Annotated in this window: 13 protein-coding genes; 1 reads left to right on the forward strand and 12 read right to left on the reverse strand. The window is 41.6% G+C overall.

The genetic code is table 11. From position 1 onward, the window contains the following. Positions 1-347 precede the first annotated feature (347 nt). From ACB088_RS15765 to ACB088_RS15805, 9 genes are all read right to left on the reverse strand, one after another. Positions 348-923, reverse strand: coding sequence for a DUF4126 domain-containing protein (locus tag ACB088_RS15765; RefSeq protein WP_375037406.1), 576 nt, complete (start codon positions 921-923; stop codon positions 348-350). A gap of 123 nt (positions 924-1,046) precedes the next feature. Further along, a complete protein-coding gene (locus tag ACB088_RS15770) occupies positions 1,047-1,181 on the reverse strand; it encodes a zinc ribbon-containing protein (RefSeq protein ID WP_004640417.1) in 135 nt (44 codons plus the stop codon). Between the two features lie 515 nt (positions 1,182-1,696). Beyond that, on the reverse strand, positions 1,697-2,263 hold the full coding sequence (locus ACB088_RS15775) for an SLATT domain-containing protein (RefSeq protein WP_375037407.1): 567 nt from the start codon (positions 2,261-2,263) through the stop codon (positions 1,697-1,699). Continuing rightward, entirely contained in the window at positions 2,241-3,122 is an 882-nt protein-coding gene (locus ACB088_RS15780) for a nucleotidyltransferase (protein WP_375037408.1), read from the reverse strand. Before ACB088_RS15780 ends, ACB088_RS15775 begins: the two co-directional genes overlap by 23 nt. 215 nt (positions 3,123-3,337) lie before the next feature. Further along, positions 3,338-3,604, reverse strand: a complete 267-nt coding sequence (locus ACB088_RS15785) for a hypothetical protein (protein WP_375037409.1) — start codon at positions 3,602-3,604, stop codon at positions 3,338-3,340. 158 nt (positions 3,605-3,762) lie between these two features. Continuing rightward, positions 3,763-6,369, reverse strand: a complete 2,607-nt coding sequence (gene acnD / locus ACB088_RS15790) for a Fe/S-dependent 2-methylisocitrate dehydratase AcnD (protein ID WP_375037410.1) — start codon at positions 6,367-6,369, stop codon at positions 3,763-3,765. Then, positions 6,369-7,526, reverse strand: a complete 1,158-nt coding sequence (prpC, locus tag ACB088_RS15795; protein WP_003655705.1) for a 2-methylcitrate synthase — start codon at positions 7,524-7,526, stop codon at positions 6,369-6,371. The genes acnD and prpC overlap by 1 nt, the downstream gene beginning before the upstream one ends. 259 nt (positions 7,527-7,785) lie before the next feature. Beyond that, complete coding sequence (gene prpB, locus ACB088_RS15800) at positions 7,786-8,670, reverse strand: methylisocitrate lyase (protein WP_003655707.1); 885 nt, start codon at positions 8,668-8,670, stop codon at positions 7,786-7,788. Next, the gene (locus tag ACB088_RS15805; RefSeq protein WP_003655709.1) at positions 8,663-9,373 is read right to left on the reverse strand and encodes a GntR family transcriptional regulator; all 711 of its coding nucleotides are present in this window, start codon (positions 9,371-9,373) and stop codon (positions 8,663-8,665) included. Before ACB088_RS15805 ends, prpB begins: the two co-directional genes overlap by 8 nt. A 515-nt stretch (positions 9,374-9,888) precedes the next feature. Here ACB088_RS15805 and ACB088_RS15810 point away from each other — a divergent pair. Further along, positions 9,889-11,103 carry an amino acid aminotransferase gene (locus ACB088_RS15810; protein ID WP_003655711.1) on the forward strand — a complete coding sequence of 405 codons (1,215 nt, stop codon included), beginning with the start codon at positions 9,889-9,891 and terminating at the stop codon, positions 11,101-11,103. Positions 11,104-11,151: 48 nt separating this feature from the next. On the opposite strand, the gene dld is transcribed toward ACB088_RS15810, so the two are convergent. The 3 genes from dld to lldR all read right to left on the reverse strand — a co-directional run bounded on the left by dld (position 11,152) and on the right by lldR (position 15,056). Beyond that, positions 11,152-12,858: a D-lactate dehydrogenase gene (dld, locus tag ACB088_RS15815; protein ID WP_375037411.1), complete on the reverse strand. Its 1,707-nt coding sequence runs from the start codon at positions 12,856-12,858 to the stop codon at positions 11,152-11,154. A gap of 297 nt (positions 12,859-13,155) precedes the next feature. Next, positions 13,156-14,307 carry an FMN-dependent L-lactate dehydrogenase LldD gene (gene lldD, locus ACB088_RS15820; protein ID WP_375037412.1) on the reverse strand — a complete coding sequence of 384 codons (1,152 nt, stop codon included), beginning with the start codon at positions 14,305-14,307 and terminating at the stop codon, positions 13,156-13,158. Beyond that, positions 14,304-15,056 (reverse strand): transcriptional regulator LldR, encoded by a 753-nt coding sequence (lldR, locus tag ACB088_RS15825; RefSeq protein ID WP_199967865.1) that lies wholly within the window; start codon positions 15,054-15,056, stop codon positions 14,304-14,306. Before lldR ends, lldD begins: the two co-directional genes overlap by 4 nt. Between the last annotated feature and the right edge of the window lie 4 nt (positions 15,057-15,060).

Below are 15,060 nucleotides of genomic sequence, written 5' to 3' on the forward strand. Positions count from 1 at the left end.
ATCAATAGCAACTCTATTTCTTCTCACCCTCCTAAATCGTTATGTATATAAGTAAGCTCACCGCTATTCACTCACCTATTGGAACTACAAAATCCCCTACGCCACTTTTCAATGTACGTTTTAACCTACAAACTTTTAGGGATTTTGCGGATTGGCGACACCCCTCTTTTTTCCTATGATGAATTCATACAGGAACAGGATGTTCCGGAACATAAAACAACAATAATAGGTTCATGCACTAGGAGCGTGAGATACGACAGGAGTCATATCTAGCAACCAAATACGAAAAAGCCCGACAGGATGTCGGGCTTTTTTTATTGTCATTTAAAAATGATATTTACACTAATCTATAATGGGCTATGTGCCTGTTCTTGCTTTTTATGACGTATCCAACGGACTGCCAAAATAACAGCAATAAGCACCACAACCGCAACAAGCGCGGGAACTAGCAAAGCTGAAACCGAAAGTAAGATTGCTCCAATCCACTCTCCTGTAGCGACTACAAAATTCCCCAAGCCACCTGTGGTTGCAGTTGAAACACCGCGTGCAGCAACGGTACTCATTTGCACCACACCTGCCGTGCCACCGCCCACAATAATCGCTGCCGCCCAACCCGCGAACTGAGACATTTCTCCGCTGCTGACTGCCATTGTCGCTAACGTACCCGCGATCATGGCCGCAGGGGTCGCGACTGTGTCTAAGGCATTATCGACCCATGGAATATAATAAGCGGCAACTTCACACACCGTTGCCACAGCTAAAGCCAAGCAAACCGATGGCATAGCCAACCACTCGAAACCTTTTGATGGCTCAAACCACCCCATCATGGTTGCAATGCTCATCACCAATAGCGGCACAAACACCCGAAAACCGCAGGCAGCGCTCAGACCCACGCCAATACATAAACCCAATATTGTTTCCATAACGGTTTCCTTTTTCATGCCCATCACGGGTCTTGTTATGTAAGTCTTATTTTTAAATTAACAAAAAGCCCCATCGGGTGACAGGGCTTTTTGTTAAATGCGAACGCAAATATTATTTCATTCTTAACGTTTAAACTCAGTGCAATAGCATTTCGTGCACGGCGGTAAACGATCTGTATTAATTTCTAGAAACACTCTCTGGCCACATTGAGCGCAGAAATAGAAGCCTGTTCCGGGTTTTTCGCCAGCTGTTACCATGATTGCATTCCTATAATCGTATAGATATTAAACAGGAATATAACCCAGTTAGAGTGATTGTCAATTGTCCATTTCGCCCGATGATGATGGCATAAATGCAAAAAATGTTATTTGTGCGATTTATCTTACAAACTTTTAGGGATTTTGCGGATTGGCTGCACCCTACTTTTTACCTATGATGAGTTCATACAGGAACAGGATGTTCCGGAACATAAAACAACAATAATAGGTTCATGCACTAGGAGCGTGAGATACGACAGGAGTCATATCTAGCAACCAAATACGAAAAAGCCCGACAGGATGTCGGGCTTTTTTTATTCTTAATGTACAGCATCGTTTGTTGTTTGAATTTTTAGGTATAAATATCCCGTTGAAAGCTTTTCTAATTTAATAATTTCGTTTTGAATATTTTTTCTTCAACTTTAAGAAGTCTTTCTTTGCCTATAGAATTTTAAAAGCTTAATTTAGTGTAATTTTAAATATATCCTTTTCAAAGATTACTCAACTAAGTTATATCATTTATTAATTTTCCTTAAAGATTTTGGGAGTAAAATATCAATTTCAGAATCAGAAAAAGTTAACTCCTCACACTCCTTCAGAGCTTTTGTCGCTTTACTATACGCTTTACTAAATGTCCTCGGTGTTCCTTTATAAATTTCAAACAATTCCTTTTGATATAAATCACGTCTTTCAATAATTTGTTCAATTGAAATACTATTAGACTGAATATCTGTTAATAATGATAAATAGTTTTCGCGAATGTTCCAGATTTGAATTGCAGCATCACTATGTTTTTGAGCTAATGCTCCCAAATCATAATTCTTAACAAAAGTATTCAATAGCGTAAGAAGAAAAGAAAATATCGCAGCGACAATAGCTAACCCAGAACTATCTCCAAATACAGAAGCTAATATTCCAGTTGTAACTAATCCTGAAATAAGTATTTGAGTTATTTTTAAAAAATTTTGTCTAAAACTTAGTATATCTGCACATTTTTCATGTGTTTTATGTGTCCAAACCGTTCTACCAAAGCACTCACGAATTTGTTCTTCAAGTATATTACGCTGGGAACTTGTTTCCATAAATTTCACGCCATGTTTGATTAGCTGTATAAGGCATTTTTTTATCCTCATATTCCAACGCTTTTAATGCAAGATCATAACATTTAGAAGCTTTATACTCAAAATTACCACTTCGCCATACATACTGTTTACTTCCAGGCGCAAGCCAATAATATTGTTCTGGGTTCTGATCTTTTAAATATTTGAAAAAATCTCTAGTCATCCAATCATAATATAAATATGAATTATTACTGTAAGACCATTGCTCCATAAATCTATAAGCTAAAGTATCAAGTAAGATTCCACTAATCGGCACATTCCATTGATCTTTCCATGCTCTCGCCATTCGGCATAATCTTTTTAAATTTTTATTAGAATCAATATTCAATTGATTTAAAGCATTTTTCTCTTCACGTGGCTTTGTTACTTTCCAACTCCCTCCACCATTTGTATCAGGATATGTATAATTAATACCATCACTATTTAAAAAAGCGGGAACTATTTCAAAACAAATACCATCTGCGAAATTTAATTTTACTACTTGCCCATCTCCTCTAACATATGTACTAGAGTAAGTTTTTTTTATAGAGTCTTTTACAGCTTGGATTAATGCTGATTGACCATTTCCTATATAGTTACTATATCTAGAATACATTTCGAAAGGGAGTTCAATGATCAAATCAATATCACTTGTATGAATATCAGTTCCTCTTCCATAAGATCCTACATATAAACTATGTCTGATTCCTGATTCTATCCCCCAAAAATCCAAGTTGATCCTTTTAGTAATCTGCTCGACTCTATATTTAATATTAAATACAGTAGTCTCACTCATTCTCAAATTATTACAAAATGATGTAAATTTATCGCTAATACTCATTATATTATCACCCCCAATTTAATAAGCCCCCTCAATGATTGGGGGCTTATTAATCTTTTTCAATAAATATCAAAATAATTTTTAACTTCTACACCACCCTTCCCTCTAAAAATTCTAAAGACATTTCTTCCTGTATCTAACAGGCAATAATACATTCAATCACCCGAGGTGTGAGATACGACAGGATGTCGGGCTTTTTTTATTGATCAACTTCTTTAAAGAAAATACATTCGAATCAAATTTGCCGCAATAAGCATAAGAATAATGGCTGTTAAACCTGTCAATAAATTGAGTAGTATTTTAGCGATATTTGATAAGTTTGATTTATAGATCTTAACATTTATACCATAAGCACTTGCTCCAAGAGCTCCGCCAATAGCACCTCCAACCAACATAAGTACGAGTGGCCAGCCACATAATAGATGTGCTTTAACTGGTAACTTCCTCTCAGCTTGATTATCTAATTTATTTGTTGTTTCCAATTTTTGATCCTTTTTTATATGGATATTTTTCTAAAAAAACCTATTTTAAATACAATTTTTTATGAGGCCATCAACTCTTTTTACACAATATATAGTAAAAACCCCATCATTAAGATAGGGCTTTTTTTGAACAATATCAATAATGTTTAACTAAAGTATCAAGCCACTTGGCCTTCTAAAAAGTCTTGCGCAAAACGCTGTAATACACCCCCCGCTTCATATACAGAAACTTCTTCTTCTGTATCTAAACGGCAAGTCACAGGCACTTCAAGAATCTCTTCTTTACCATCCGCTGTGGCGCGTTCAATCACTAACGTTAAAGTCGAACGCGGCGAAATATTACCAATTACGCTATAAAGCTCAGTACCATCTAGTTTTAAAGTCTTGCGGTTTACACCCGGTTTAAACTCAAGTGGTAACACACCCATACCCACCAAATTCGTACGGTGAATACGCTCAAAACCTTCTGCCACAATTGCTTCAACACCTGCGAGGCGTACACCTTTTGCAGCCCAATCACGGCTTGAACCCTGACCGTAGTCAGCACCCGCAACAATGATTAACGGCTGTTTACGGTTCATGTAGGTTTCAATCGCTTCCCACATACGCATCACTTCGCCTTCTGGCTCTACACGCGCTTTTGAACCTTGCTTGATCGTACCATCTGAACGGACCACCATTTCGTTATACAGTTTCGGGTTCGCAAATGTTGCACGTTGTGCAGTCAAATGGTCACCACGGTGCGTTGCATATGAGTTGAAGTCTTCTTCTGGTAGACCCATTTTATGAAGATATTCACCCGCAGCCGAGTCCATCAAAATCGCGTTTGAAGGCGACAAGTGGTCAGTGGTGATGTTGTCACCCAAAATTGCAAGCGGACGCATGTTCGCTAAAGTACGTGGTGCAGCCAACGCCCCTTCCCAATATGGTGGACGGCGGATGTAAGTACTTTGTGGACGCCAGTCATAAAGCGGACTTTCGGCCTCTACGGTTACGCCTAAGTCAAACATTGGAATGTAGACTTTACGGAACTGTTCAGGCTTCACAGCTTCTTTAACTAACGCATCAATTTCAGCATCAGATGGCCAAATGTCTTTGAGATAAATCGGGTTACCGTCTTTATCGTGACCCAAAGCATCTTTTTCGATGTCAAAACGAATCGTACCTGCAATTGCATATGCCACAACAAGTGGTGGAGATGCCAAGAACGCTTGTTTTGCGTATGGATGGATACGGCCATCGAAGTTACGGTTACCAGAGAGTACTGCTGTTGCGTACAAGTCACGATCAATAATTTCTTGTTGAATGACTGGATCTAACGCGCCCGACATACCGTTACAAGTCGTACAAGCGTAAGCCACAATACCAAAACCAAGTTGCTCTAAATCTTTTAGAACACCTGCTTCTTCAAGGTAAAGTGCAGCCGCTTTTGAACCTGGTGCAAATGATGATTTCACCCAAGGTTTACGAACCAAACCTAGTTCATTTGCCTTACGTGCCAACAAACCTGCCGCCACGGTGTTACGTGGGTTAGAAGTGTTGGTACATGAGGTAATTGCAGCAATAATGATTGCGCCATCTGGCATTAAACCATCAGAACGGTTTTCAACAACACCTGCAATACCTTTTTCTTTGAGGTCCGCAGTTGAAACACGTGCATGTGGGTTTGATGGGCCAGCAATGTTACGTGTTACTTTTGATAGATCAAAACGTAGTACGCGTGGGTACTCTGCTTTGGTCATGTCAGATGCCCAAAGACCGATTTCTTTTGCGTACTGTTCAACCAATGCCACTTGAGCATCTTCACGGCCAGTTAGGCGTAAGTAGTCAATCGTGTTTTGGTCGATGTAGAACATTGCAGCAGTCGCGCCATATTCTGGTGTCATGTTCGAAATGGTTGCACGGTCACCCACAGACATGCTGTCAGCACCTTCACCAAAGAACTCAAGGTAAGCACCGACTACACGCTCTTTACGCAAGAACTCAGTTAGAGCAAGTACGATATCTGTTGCAGTAATGCCAGCCTGACGCTGACCTACAAACTCAACACCAATAATGTCTGGCAGACGCATCCAAGATGCACGGCCTAACATTACGTTTTCAGCTTCTAAGCCACCGACACCTACAGAAATTACGCCCAAAGCATCTGTATGTGGTGTATGTGAGTCAGTACCTACGCAAGTGTCTGGGAATGCTACGCCATCACGCGCCTGAATGACCGGAGACATTTTCTCTAGGTTAATCTGGTGCATAATGCCGTTCCCCGCAGGGATCACATCGACATTTTTAAATGCAGTTTTGGTCCACTCAATAAAGTGGAAACGGTCTTCGTTACGACGGTCTTCAACAGCACGGTTTTTTTCAAAAGCGTCTGGGTCAGCACCGCCATATTCCACCGCTAACGAGTGGTCGACAATGAGCTGAGTCGGCACAACAGGATTGACTTTAGATGGGTCACCGCCTTTGTCAGCAATCGCATCACGCAAGCCTGCAAGGTCAACCAATGCAGTTTGACCTAAGATGTCATGACACACCACGCGCGCAGGGTACCAAGGAAAATCTAAATCCTGACGGCGCTCAATTAACTGCGTTAAATAGGCAGTTAAGTTCTCGGCATCGGCACGGCGTACCAATTGCTCTGCAAGTACTTTTGAAGTATAAGGCAGTTTTTCGTATGCGCCTGGCTGAATATCTTCAACGGCTTGACGCACGTCGTAATATTCAAGCTGGGTACCTGCCAGCGGTTTACGGTATTTTGTGTTCATTAACCACGCTCCGCCAATGGTTTAAATTTGAGGTTTTCAGGGCCTGTATAGTTCGCGCTTGGACGAATGATTTTGCCGTCTTGGCGTTGTTCAATCACGTGCGCTGACCAACCTGCTGTACGTGCGATCACGAATAATGGTGTGAACATTGCTGTTGGAACGCCCATTAAGTGATAGCTCACAGCACTGAACCAGTCGAGGTTCGGGAACATGTTTTTCGCATCTTTCATCACTGCTTCTAAGCGTTCAGCGATTAAATACATCTTGGTATTCTCTTGTGCTTGTGCCAAGTCATGTGCCACTTTTTTGATGACTTCGTTACGTGGATCAGAGATTGTATAGACAGGGTGACCAAAACCGATCACAACTTCTTTCTTCTCAACACGGCTACGGATGTCTGCTTCTGCTTCGTCTGCGTTGTCGTAACGTTGTTGAATTACGAATGCAACTTCGTTTGCACCACCATGTTTAGGTCCGCGAAGCGCACCAATACCGCCTGTAATTGCCGAATACATGTCAGAACCTGTACCTGCAACCACACGTGACGTAAATGTTGATGCGTTGAATTCGTGCTCAGCATACAAAATGAGTGATGTATGCATTGCTTCAATCCATTCTTCAGATGGTTTTTCGCCATGAAGTAAATGTAAGAAATGCGCTGCAATTGAGTCGTCATCAGTTTCAACCTCAATGCGACGACCGTTATTGCTGAAGTGATACCAATACAACAACATTGAACCTAGGCTTGCCATTAATTTATCAGCAATGTCTTTTGCGCCAGCTTCGTTGTGGTCTTCGTGTTCTGGAGTTAAACACCCTAGAACTGAAACACCAGTACGCATCACATCCATCGGGTGTGCAGACGGTGGTAATTGCTCAAGTGCAGTCTTAAGTGCTGCTGGTAAGCCACGAAGTGCTTTTAATTTTGCTTTATATGCTTTGAGTTCAGCTTTGTTTGGTAGTTTGCCATGTACGAGCAAGTGAGCAACTTCTTCAAACTGGCTACCGACCGCAAGGTCAAGAATGTCATAGCCACGGTAGTGCAAGTCGTTACCACTACGTCCTACAGTACAAAGTGCTGTGTTGCCTGCAACTTGTCCGCTCAGTGCAACTGATTTTTTTGGTTTGAAGCCTGTTGTTGTTTCATTTGAGCTCATAGAATCATCCTTTATATCAACCTGAATTTGTTGTTTGTTCAATTTTTAGTTGGGTAAAAACGCGACAGCGTCTTGCCGAGTTCTCATCCAATTTTCTGATTAACCTGCGGTTCGCCTTACTTTTCACGGATGAAAAGTAAGCAAAAATCCTTGTTGGTCTGACGATATATCCATATATCGCAGTCCAACATAGCGGCATCCATGCCGCCTTCACGATAGCCAAGACCATCGTATCCCTTTCTTTTAAAAGAGGACTTGTTTATTTCTTTTTAGCAAATGCGTTGTCTAAATAGTCTTCAAACGCATAGTAATTAATGCGTTCATATAACTCTTTACGCGTTTGCATAATATCAACCACGTTCTTTTGAGTGCCTTCTTTACGTAAGGTTTCATACACAGTTTCGGCTGCTTTGTTCATCGCACGGAAAGCAGAAAGCGGATAAAGCGCAAGGCTTACATCGGCAGATGCTAACTCTTCAGTAGTAAACAGTGGTGTAGAACCAAACTCTGTGATGTTTGCTAAAATCGGGGCACCTGTTGTCTGAGCAAATTGCTTGTACATATCAAGCTCAGTAATCGCTTCTGGGAACAACATATCTGCACCCGCTTCAATGTAGGCACCCGCACGGTCAATTGCAGCTTGTAAACCATCTACTGCCAATGCATCGGTACGCGCCATAATTACGAAGCTGTCATCACCACGCGCATCGACCGCAGCTTTAATACGGTCAACCATTTCTTCTTGAGTCACAATGGCTTTGTTCGGACGGTGACCACAACGTTTTGCGCCCACTTGATCTTCAATGTGCATTGCCGCGGCACCAAACTTGATAAGTGCTTTTGTAGTCCGTGCAATGTTAAATGCAGAAGCACCAAAACCTGTGTCAGCATCGACCAATAATGGAAGATCACATACATCGGTAATACGGCGTACATCTGTCAACACATCATCAAGGTTACTGATTCCCAAATCAGGCAAGCCTAAAGAACCAGCGGCTACACCACCACCTGATAAGTAAATCGCTTTATAACCTGCACGTTTTGCCAAAAGTGCATGATTGGCGTTGATGGTTCCAACCACTTGTAATGGCTTTTCTTGGGCTACGGCATCGCGAAATAGCTGACCTGCGGATTGTTTAGCCATTGTTATGTTCTCCTTGTGCTTGTAGCAGTGTTTGCTCAATAATTTTGTAAGAAGCATTGATATGTCGATGCATCAGCAGCTCGGCAAGTTCACCATCGCCTTCTGCAATTGCATCTAAAATACGGATATGTTCGTCCCAAGCTTTGCTCGGTCGATCGGGTGTGTTTGAAAATTGAATTCGGTACATACGGATGAGGTGATAAAGCTCATCACACAACATTTTTTCTAAGGTTTTATTGCCACTACTTTTAATAATGCAGTAGTGAAAATCATCCTGCCCTTCTTGCAAGTAATATCCTTTACCTGCTTTAAAGTTTTCATCTTCAGCATGCATACGTAATACATCGCGTAGCGCCAAGATTTGTTTTTTATCAATATGCTGTGCAGCAAGTTTGCAAGCCAAACCTTCTAAAGACGCACGAATCTGGTAAAGCTCTTTAAACTGTTGCAGTGAAAGCGAAACCACGCGTGCGCCCACATGTGCAGTGCGCTCAACGAGTTTTTGACCTTCAAGGCGATGAATCGCTTCACGTAAAGGCCCACGACTAATGCCATAAGTCCGTGCCAGTTCAGGTTCAGAGATTTTACTACCTGCCGGAATTTGACCCAAAACAATAGCCGTCTGTATTTGTTTAAATACATTCTCGGTCAGTGTTCTACCCTGACTTTGTAGAGGCTCTGGTGCGAAGGTCAAATCTTGCATATTGTCGACAATTTTTAATCAATTATGGCTTTTATAGCGGTATGAATGAAAAAAATCAAGGTGATTGTTGACACTTTAGAGAACGCACTAGGTCAATTTTTATAGATTAACCTCTTATTTCACCTTATATTTAGACTATTACGCTACTTACCTGTTAATACTTATAAAACAAAGATTTAATATCAATTTATCTATAGTTTTATGGTTCTTTCTCAAGTGTCTTTTGGGCGCTAAACTTTTGTTTCAAACTTTAGTCTACAACCCTTCTATGACAGTAAGATTGTAGACAATCTGTTTGAATGAAATCATGAGTTATAAATTAGTATCTATTTACCGTAATTTCTTTTAAATCTTTTTTATCGTTTCTTCCGGAAAATATCGATATTAGTGAAATTATCTGGTGCTTCACAGTAGCTTTATTGGTACATTATTGAGCATCGACATAGATGTAATGTATTTTTCGAAACAGAAAAAACTTAACTCTATGCATATTGTTGAATGAAAGGACTTTTTTGATGTTTCAACATATCCCCCCATACGCAGGCGATCCAATTCTCTCTTTAATGGAACAGTTCAATGCTGATACTCGTTCTGAAAAAGTAAACTTGAGTATTGGTCTTTACTATAACGAAGACAGTATTGTTCCTCAGTTAGAGACCATTATTGAGGCGCAAAAGCGTATTGAGCCTAAGAACGGTAAAACCAAACTTTATTTGCCAATGGAAGGCTTCAAACCTTACCGTGAAGCAATTCAAGCACTTTTATTTGGTGCAAACAGCCCAGCAGTTAAAGCGGGCCGTGCTGTAACCATCCAAACGCTTGGTGGTTCAGGCGCATTGAAAGTTGGTGCTGACTTCTTAAAAACTTATTTCCCAAATTCAGATGTTTGGGTAAGCCAACCAACTTGGGATAACCACGTTGCGATTTTCAATGGCGCTGGCATCAAGACTCATTTCTACCCATATTTCGATAACGAAACTCGTGGTGTAGATTTTGACGGTATGTTGTCTACACTTAAAACTTTGCCTGAGCAAAGCATTGTGTTATTGCACCCTTGCTGCCATAACCCAACTGGTGCTGACTTAAATCCAGCGCAATGGGATCAAGTGATTGCAGTATTAAAAGATCGTAACCTTATTCCATTCCTAGACATCGCTTACCAAGGTTTTGGCGATGGTATGGAAGAAGATGCGTATGCAATCCGTGCTTTAGACCAAGCGGGTCTAAACTTTATTGTGAGCAACTCGTTCTCTAAAATCTTCTCTTTATATGGCGAGCGTGTTGGCGGCTTAACTTTCGTATGTGACGATGCAGAAGCAGCTCAGTGCACATTCGGTCAGTTAAAAGCGACTGTACGCCGTATTTACTCTAGCCCTCCTACAACAGGTGCATGGTTAGTTGATGAAGTGTTAAATGACGCTGAACTTAACCAACAATGGCAAGGTGAAGTAAAAGAGATGCGTGAGCGTATTATTAAAATGCGTAGCATCTTGAAAGATGAACTCACTAAAGCATTACCAGACCGTGACTTTAGCTACCTTGTAAACCAAAAAGGTATGTTCAGCTACACAGGTCTAACTGCTGAGCAAGTTGATATCTTGCGTGAAGAATATGCAATCTACTTAGTACGTAGTGGTCGTATTTGTGTAGCAGGTTTAAACATGAACAATGTTTACACTGTTGCTAAAGCAGTTGCAGAAGTGCTTGCTAAATCAACAGAAGCTGCATAAGACATTTATTAAAAAAGGCGCTTCGGCGCCTTTTTTTATGTCTCGATATTAAGATTTAGCTTTGCCCCAATACTTAAGTTTTGAGGTGTGCCCAATACCCACATTAAAGCTATTGGTTGGGTCTAGTTTTTGGTAAAAATTCGCTAAAGCAGGTTTGGCAATATAGAGGTGCCCGACATTATGCTCTGCCGGATATTCAGCACGGCGCGCATCCAGCAACTTCCACATTTGATGTTCCATTTCTAACGGATCATTGCCCTTTTTAAGAATATAGTCTTGATGGAAAACATGACAAAAGAAATGCCCGTAATAGAGTTTATGGATAATATTTTTTTCCATCTCGGCTGGCAATTGCTCTACCCATTCTCTGTCATTACGACGTAACGCAATATCAAGCGCAACAATATCTTCAACTTCACTACGGTGTGTATCGCGATAACGAATTGCCGCCCCTGCAATCGCAAAGCGGTGTAAGAATGCTTTTCGACCTTCTTCTTCACTACATACGAAATAGCTACCTGACTGATGCACTGCAAAATATTCTTTTAAAAACTGCTCGGTCTGAGCTTTTGAATTATTTTCAACACGCAGCACTAAATGGTGCTCATAAAGGTCTCGATATTCCGTCATACGCTTTGGCAAGTGGCTCGGTAAAAAGAACGTAATGGCCTGTAAAATATGATCAGTTAAGCCTTTAATTTTAAATCTTTCTAAAAAACCATCGACTTTATCTTTCATCGCAAAAGCTTTTGGAACATTCGCTGTTCCGAATTTCTCAATAAACAAGAACGTGTCTTTTCCGTACTTTTCACCAATCAAGTAAGCATCTCGGTGAATATACTCACCTGCAATCGGTAGGCTTGGCAGTGAAGTAAGTAAATAACGGCGAATAGCAGTTAAATCGTCTGCATCATTACTACCAATATAAAAGACATTACTCTCTACTTTTTCATACGTATCAAGGCGTACAGCAAAAACACAGACCTTACCCGCCGAACCTGAGGCTTCAAATAAACGTGATGGGTCAGCATTAAAACGTGCTGGTGAATCTTCATCGACTTGAGTCACATCGTGTGCGTAGCGATGGTCCGAGGCCTGCTTTTCACCATCATTCAAAATATCTACGGCTTGATATTGCTGCTTCTCTAAACGAGTCAAAATTTCTTCGGGTGTCGAGCCTAGATTCACACCCAAATGATTCACCAGTTCTAATTGACCAGTAGCATTCACCTGAGCATATAACGCTAGTTCCGTATACGCAGGCCCACGGCGTACCAACGCACCGCCAGAGTTGTTACAGACACCACCGAGTACTGATGCGCCAATACATGATGAGCCAATCACCGAATGCGGTTCACGGTCATATCCTTTTAAAATTTGCTCTAAATTGTCTAAAGTCGCACCCGGTAAACAAATTACTTGCTTACCATCATGAATGACTTGAATGCCCTTTAATCGGCGAGTACTCATGACCAAAACCGGACGATCATAGTCATCACCATACGGAGTTGAACCACCTGTGAGTCCTGTATTGGCCGCCTGCATAATCACAATACAATCTGCATCAATTGCAGCTTGTAGCACGTGCCATTGCTCTAGCAATGTCCCCGGCACCACCACAGCTAGTACTTTCCCCTCACCAAAACGACGACCTTGGCGGTACTGGCGTGTGCTTTGATCGTCGGTCAAAACATGTGAGCGCCCTACAATACTCTGTAAACGTTCAATCACTGCTTGAGGAGAAAATGTTTGCATGATGGTTTCCTTTTGGTCATCCATTTATCAAATTAGACCAATACGACGGAGTCTTACCGTTTGTAATTTATAATTTAATTAGCTTATTCTCTAATTCGAATCAGCCCTATATTTACTATCTCGGTTGGCGGCATGGATGCCGCCTGTTGAGCAACAGTACAAAGACGTACTGTTTGCTCAACAAAAGGTTTTTGGTTACTTTTGACCTTTCAAAAGTGACAAATGCCTATACGCAAAACATTAGCAAATCACCAAATTTTAAGGCTGTGCTTACTGCTTCACTTAAAAAGTTATTTCTTAAAAACCTTGCTTCATCGCCTGTACTAAACAATCCGCATTAATCTCCTGAATCGACTTAGCACCCGTGAGCGTCATCGCAACACGCATTTCCTTATCAATCAAATCAAGCAAGTTCGACACGCCTTGCCCACCTGCTGCTGCCAAGGCATACACAAACGCACGACCAAGTAAAACAGTATCAGCACCGAGCGCCAACATACGCACCACATCTAAACCATTACGAATGCCTGAGTCAGCCAAAATCGCCAAATCACCTTTAACTGCATCAGCAATTGCAGGCAATGCACGAGCAGATGACATCACACCATCTAACTGACGACCACCATGATTCGACACTACAATTCCATCAGCACCAAAACGCACAGCATCTTTAGCATCTTCAGAGTCTAAAATGCCTTTAATCACCATTGGGCCATCCCAAAACTCACGAATCCACTCAAGGTCTTTCCATGAAATCGATGGGTCAAAGTTCGAACCCAACCAACCAATATAATCTTCAAGTCCAGTTGGTTTACCTAAATATTTAGAGATATTACCCAAGTCATGCGGACGTCCCATTAAGCCGACATTCCATGACCAATGCGGATGGAACATGGACTGCATATAACGGCGCATCGCAGCATTTGGCCCACTCATTCCCGAATGTGCATCACGGTAACGTGCACCTGGCACAGGCATATCTACAGTAAACACCAGTGTTGAACAACCTGCCGCTTTTGCACGCTCCAAAGCATTACGCATAAAACCACGGTCACGCAATACATAGAGCTGGAACCACATTGGACGATTAATTGCAGGTGCAACTTCTTCAATCGGACAAACCGAAACCGTTGAAAGTGTAAATGGAATACCCTTTTTATCGGCTGCCATCGCGGCCTGAACTTCACCGCGGCGCGCATACATGCCTGTTAAACCGACAGGAGCCAATGCAACCGGCATCGACAATGTTTCATTAAACAGTTTTGTTTCAAGGCTTAATGCTGACATGTCATTGAGCACACGTTGACGCAATGCAATTTCTGACAAATCTTGTACGTTACGCTTTAAGGTATGTTCCGAATACGCTCCACCATCAATGTAATGAAATAAAAACGGGGGTAAGCGACGCTGTGCCGCAGCACGATAATCATTGCCAGAAGAAATAATCATTTTGAATCAACTCTATTTAAACGGTTTGCACGTTTCTGACGAGCTTCGTCTTCATTCAGAGAACGCACATGATTAATCACAAATTCAATATGACCGCAGACAGCTTGGCGTGCGGCCTCGGGATCTTTACGATCGATCGCATCCATGACCTGAAAATGCTGTTCACTCAGCAAGTCACTATTTATTGGATCGTTATAAACTTTTTTACGTCCCAACAAGACGTTGTATTGCAGTAAATCAAAGAGACTACGCATCATTTGAATCAGCACCACATTGTGCGATGCTTCTGCAATCGCCAAGTGGAATTCAGCATCCGCCACCGCAGCCTGTGCTGAGTCACCCGCATTTTGATGGCGACTAATTTCATTAAAATAATGATGAATTTTGGCACGGTCTTCAGGCGTTGAACGTAATGCGGCATACCACGCAGTACCGCCCTCAAGTAATAACCGCGCCTCTTGTACATCAAAACGGTACAGCGGATCTTCTTCAATCAAGTTACTAATCGGGTTCACAATGAGTTGCTGTGGCCACTGTTCAGGTAACTGCTGAATATAAGTTCCATCACCCCGACGGCTAGTGAGTACACCTTGACTATTGAGCTGTTGAATTGCTTCACGCAAAGAAGGACGAGAAACCCCTAAGCTTATTGCAAGCTGGCGCTCGGCAGGCAAACGGTCACCTTTTCTCATGTGACGCTCTTCAATTAATGCCTGCAATTTCATGACCACTTGATCGGAGATTCTCATCGCG

The organism is Acinetobacter sp. RW6 (genome assembly GCF_041956835.1).
GTDB lineage: Bacteria > Pseudomonadota > Gammaproteobacteria > Pseudomonadales > Moraxellaceae > Acinetobacter > Acinetobacter calcoaceticus.

Excerpts from the sequence above, each read along its gene's own strand:
- ACB088_RS15765 (WP_375037406.1), bottom strand. The coding sequence starts at position 923 with ATGGAAACAATATTGGGTTTATGTATTGGCGTGGGTCTGAGCGCTGCC.
- ACB088_RS15770 (WP_004640417.1), bottom strand. The coding sequence starts at position 1,181 with ATGGTAACAGCTGGCGAAAAACCCGGAACAGGCTTCTATTTCTGCGCT.
- ACB088_RS15775 (WP_375037407.1), bottom strand. The coding sequence starts at position 2,263 with ATGGAAACAAGTTCCCAGCGTAATATACTTGAAGAACAAATTCGTGAG.
- ACB088_RS15780 (WP_375037408.1), bottom strand. The coding sequence starts at position 3,122 with ATGAGTATTAGCGATAAATTTACATCATTTTGTAATAATTTGAGAATG.
- acnD (WP_375037410.1), bottom strand. The coding sequence starts at position 6,369 with ATGAACACAAAATACCGTAAACCGCTGGCAGGTACCCAGCTTGAATAT.
- prpC (WP_003655705.1), bottom strand. The coding sequence starts at position 7,526 with ATGAGCTCAAATGAAACAACAACAGGCTTCAAACCAAAAAAATCAGTT.
- prpB (WP_003655707.1), bottom strand. The coding sequence starts at position 8,670 with ATGGCTAAACAATCCGCAGGTCAGCTATTTCGCGATGCCGTAGCCCAA.
- ACB088_RS15805 (WP_003655709.1), bottom strand. The coding sequence starts at position 9,373 with ATGCAAGATTTGACCTTCGCACCAGAGCCTCTACAAAGTCAGGGTAGA.
- ACB088_RS15810 (WP_003655711.1), top strand. The coding sequence starts at position 9,889 with ATGTTTCAACATATCCCCCCATACGCAGGCGATCCAATTCTCTCTTTA.
- dld (WP_375037411.1), bottom strand. The coding sequence starts at position 12,858 with ATGCAAACATTTTCTCCTCAAGCAGTGATTGAACGTTTACAGAGTATT.
- lldD (WP_375037412.1), bottom strand. The coding sequence starts at position 14,307 with ATGATTATTTCTTCTGGCAATGATTATCGTGCTGCGGCACAGCGTCGC.
- lldR (WP_199967865.1), bottom strand. The coding sequence starts at position 15,056 with ATGAGAATCTCCGATCAAGTGGTCATGAAATTGCAGGCATTAATTGAA.